Source organism: Streptomyces phyllanthi (assembly GCF_009377205.1).
In the GTDB taxonomy this organism is placed as follows: Bacteria; Actinomycetota; Actinomycetes; order Streptomycetales; family Streptomycetaceae; genus Streptomyces; species Streptomyces phyllanthi.
This window is the reverse complement of the sequence record NZ_VJZE01000681.1, coordinates 1-3,480: the sequence shown is the minus strand read 5'-3', so window position 1 is coordinate 3,480 and position 3,480 is coordinate 1. Positions and strand designations below refer to the sequence as shown.

Sequence of the window (3,480 nt, the reverse complement as noted above, 5' to 3'; positions counted from 1 at the left end):
GTACATCGAGGTGTTCAACCGGGGCCTTACGCCCTTCGAGTACCGGATCGAGTCCTCGGTGCCGTGGCTGCGGGTCGAGCGCCCGCGCGGCCGGGTCGAGCAGCAGGTGCGGGTGGTGCTGCGGGTGGACTGGGCACGGGCGCCGGAGGGGCGCGCGGAGGGCTCGGTGGTGGTGCGCGGCGCCGGGGCGTCGGTGACCGTCAGGGCGGTCGCGGAGAAGCCGGCGCGGCGTGGGCTGCGGGGGTTCGTCGAGGCGGGCGGGTACGTGGCGATCGACGCGGAGCACTGTGCCCGGGCGGTGGGCGCGCGGGGCATCCGCTGGCAGCGGATCGGGCGGATCGGCCGTACGGGAGCCGGGATGACACCGTGGCCGGTGACGGCACCGCGCCAGACGCCCGGTCATGCCGGACCGCGGCTGGAGTACGAGGTGACGCTGCTGTCGGCGGGCGAGGTGACGGTCTGGTCGTACCTCTCCCCGCGGAACCCGGCGCTGGTGACGGGCGGGCTGCGGTACGGGGTGTCCTTCGACGACGGTGAGCCGGAGATCGTCGACATCAACGCGGTCACGGGCGCCGACGACGGTCTGATGAACAAGCAGTGGGCCCGGAACACGTCGGACAACGTGAACGTGACGTCGACGAAGCACACGATCGCCCGCGCGGGTGTGCACCGCCTGAAGTTCTGGATGGTCGACCCGACGGTCGTCCTGCAACGCCTGGTGATCGACACGGGCGGGCTGGCACCGACGTATCTGGGCCCGCTGGAGAGCCACCGCGTGCGCTGACGAGCTTCCGCTGACGAGCTTTCCGCTGGCGAGTCTTCGCCGACGAGCTTCCGCTGAAGAGAGGGGACCCTCACATGAACCGCTTCCGCATGCCCGTACTCGCCCTGCTGAGCGGCGCGCTCCTGGCCGCGGGCGCCGTGACGCAGCCGGCCTCGGCGCACACCGCGGGCCCACCGCTGCGGGTGCTCGCCGACCGGGCCGGCGTACGCATCGGCACCGCCGTGGACATGACGGCACTGGCCGAGGACCGGACGTACCGCAGAACGACGGCCCGTGAGTTCGACTCGGTGACCGCGGAGAACGTCATGAAGTGGGAGTCGGTGGAGCCTCAGCGGGGTGTGTACGACTGGAAGCCGGCCGACGACCTGGTCCATTTCGCCCGCGCGCACGGCCAGGTGGTGCGCGGCCACACCCTGGTCTGGCACAGCCAGCTCCCGGCCTGGCTGACGACGGGCGTGGCGGACGGCTCGATCGACGCGAAGGAGCTCCGCGGGATCCTCCGCGAGCACATCACCACGGAGGTCAAGCGCTACAAGGGCAGGATCCAGCAGTGGGACGTGGTGAACGAGGTCTTCGAGGAGGACGGCAGCCTCCGCAACTCGATCTGGCTCCAGCAGCTGGGCCCGTCGTACATAGCCGACGCCTTCCGCTGGGCCCACGCGGCCGACCCGAAGGCGAAGCTGTTCCTGAACGACTACAACGTCGAGGGCGTCAACGCGAAGTCCACGGCGTACTACAACCTGGCGAAGGGGCTCCGGGCTCAGGGCGTCCCGGTCCAGGGCTTCGGCATCCAGGGACACCTGGCGATCCAGTACGGCTTCCCGGGTCAGGTGGCGGAGAACCTGGCCCGCTTCGAGGCGCTGGGCATGCAGACGGCGTTCACGGAGGTGGACGTGCGGATGATCCTGCCGGCGGACGCCGAAAAGGCGGCCACGCAGGCGGACTATTTCCGCCGGTTGCTGGACGCGTGCCTCGGCGCCCGCGGCTGCAGGTCGTTCACGGTGTGGGGCTACACGGACAGGTACTCGTGGGTGCCGGGGGTCTTCGCCGGTCAGGGGGCGGCGACGCCGATGGACGAGGAGTACGGGCGGAAGCCGGCGTACGGGGCGGTGCGGGAGGGGCTGGCAGCGGGGCGATGAGGTGAGTTCCCTCCCCCGCCTGAGCCGATGTGGATGCTGTGCAGATGCGACAGTCGCTTCTTTCTGCGAGCGCGTGGCGACTGATAGGAACGAACCATCGCGTGGTGCATTACGCGCACAGAGACCGCTGATCATCGACGGGGGAGAGGCCGGGCGGAATGGCGTGGGACGAGTGGGAGCAGATCAAGGCCGAGGCTGCTCAGAAGCAGTCGGCTCGGATGCAGCTCAATCAGGCCCCCGCCCCTCAGCAACTGGGACTACCTCGTCGGGCATGACAAGGATGCCCGCACATGGCCGGTGGACGACGACGGCAAGCCCATCGGCTTCGACAACCTGGGCCACGCACTGGAGTCCGCGACACTGGGATATCCGTACGACGCGACGGACCCCAGCATTCCGCCGATGAAGACCGAGGCGCAGCCGCCCGCCGCCGTGCGGTGACTCGATACGCACTCCAAGGGGCGGGCGGCGACTGCGCGGCCCGCCCCTCATGGCGCGAGGATGGACTCAGTCCTCGGCGAATAGTTCGGCTGTCGACGTGGCCGTGATGGCCCGATCGAACCAGCACCCCAGGACGTCCAGGTCGTCACAGGACGTGATGCGCTCGCGGTCGGCGTCCGAGACGTCGATGCCGCGACGGTCCAGGAGCCGCAGGATGTCCTCCGCGCGGCCTTGGGCACGGCCCTCGTCCCGGATTTCTTCGGAGAGCGAGGACTTGTAGAAGGAGAGGTCCACGGCCACCAGGTTCCTCCAGAGTTGCGCGGCCCGGCGGCTGCCGCTCAGGCCTTGTGCTGTGAATTCGATGATGGGGTCTGCGATGTCCTCGGGCACGTCCCGCAGAGCGGTGGACAGGGCTTTAAGTATCACCCCGACGTCCGGATCGGTCGCGTGGGTGATGGCCGACAGTGTGGTCAGCGCCAGGTCGGTGCGCGCCTCGTCGGGGTCGGTGATCACGGGGATGTTGTGCGGGCCGGCCACCAGCGGTCGCAGGGTGAGCGCGGGCCACTGGTGAGGGCCGATGGGTACGGGCCGAGCGGCCCACTCGGCCGTGGCCCGGTCCTGGCAGACGACCAGGAGCAGAGGCGGGATCTTGTACTTGGTGTATAGGAAGGACAGGTAATAGGCCCAGCTGGCGGGCTTGTCCGGGTCCTTCTTGCCCTGAGCCTCGACCGCGAGCAGCAACGGGCCGTCGTGCTCGGAGTCGAAACGCAGCAGCGTGTCGACGCGGCGTTCGATGGGCCGGGCCTCGGTGAGGTCGGTCGGCAGGATCGTGACCGAGGTGGGTGGGGGGAAGTCGAGGCCGAGGGCCTGGGAGACACCGGTGAACAGTCCCGGGTACTCCTGGAAGATGCGGTGCATCGCCTCGTGGGGTGAGCTGACCATGCAGTTCCTTGGTCGTTGGAGGGATTTCAACGGGGTGAGGGACAGCGGGTCCGGCAGTCGCGGCAGCGGCCGGGTTCGGGTGCGCGGAAGGCGCGGTCGCAGCCGTCGCAGTTCTGGAGCGGGTGCTGGATCGCTGGTGGACGTGTTGCGGCGCCGAACGGGGGCGGGGGCGGC

General features: G+C 69.6%; 3 protein-coding genes and 2 pseudogenes. 3 read left to right on the top strand and 2 right to left on the bottom strand.

Annotated features, from left to right (window positions below):
• The 3 genes and pseudogenes from FNH04_RS43325 to FNH04_RS47020 all read left to right on the top strand — a co-directional run.
• A pseudogene (locus tag FNH04_RS43325) lies at positions 1–784 on the top strand (glycosyl hydrolase 115 family protein); the annotation flags it as partial.
• A gap of 74 nt (positions 785–858) precedes the next feature.
• Positions 859–1,923 (top strand): endo-1,4-beta-xylanase, encoded by a 1,065-nt coding sequence (locus FNH04_RS43320; RefSeq protein WP_152791725.1) that lies wholly within the window; start codon positions 859–861, stop codon positions 1,921–1,923.
• A gap of 297 nt (positions 1,924–2,220) precedes the next feature.
• The gene (locus FNH04_RS47020; RefSeq protein WP_194237013.1) at positions 2,221–2,364 is read left to right on the top strand and encodes a hypothetical protein; all 144 of its coding nucleotides are present in this window, start codon (positions 2,221–2,223) and stop codon (positions 2,362–2,364) included.
• Positions 2,365–2,430: 66 nt separating this feature from the next.
• On the opposite strand, the gene FNH04_RS43315 is transcribed toward FNH04_RS47020, so the two are convergent.
• Both FNH04_RS43315 and FNH04_RS48370 read right to left on the bottom strand, forming a co-directional pair.
• On the bottom strand, positions 2,431–3,306 hold the full coding sequence (locus FNH04_RS43315; protein WP_152791724.1) for a hypothetical protein: 876 nt from the start codon (positions 3,304–3,306) through the stop codon (positions 2,431–2,433).
• Between the two features lie 26 nt (positions 3,307–3,332).
• Positions 3,333–3,480: pseudogene (locus FNH04_RS48370) on the bottom strand (helix-turn-helix domain-containing protein); the annotation flags it as partial.

Coding starts and splice junctions, on each gene's coding strand:
- FNH04_RS43320 (WP_152791725.1), top strand. CDS start 859: ATGAACCGCTTCCGCATGCCCGTACTCGCCCTGCTGAGCGGCGCGCTC.
- FNH04_RS43315 (WP_152791724.1), bottom strand. CDS start 3,306: ATGGTCAGCTCACCCCACGAGGCGATGCACCGCATCTTCCAGGAGTAC.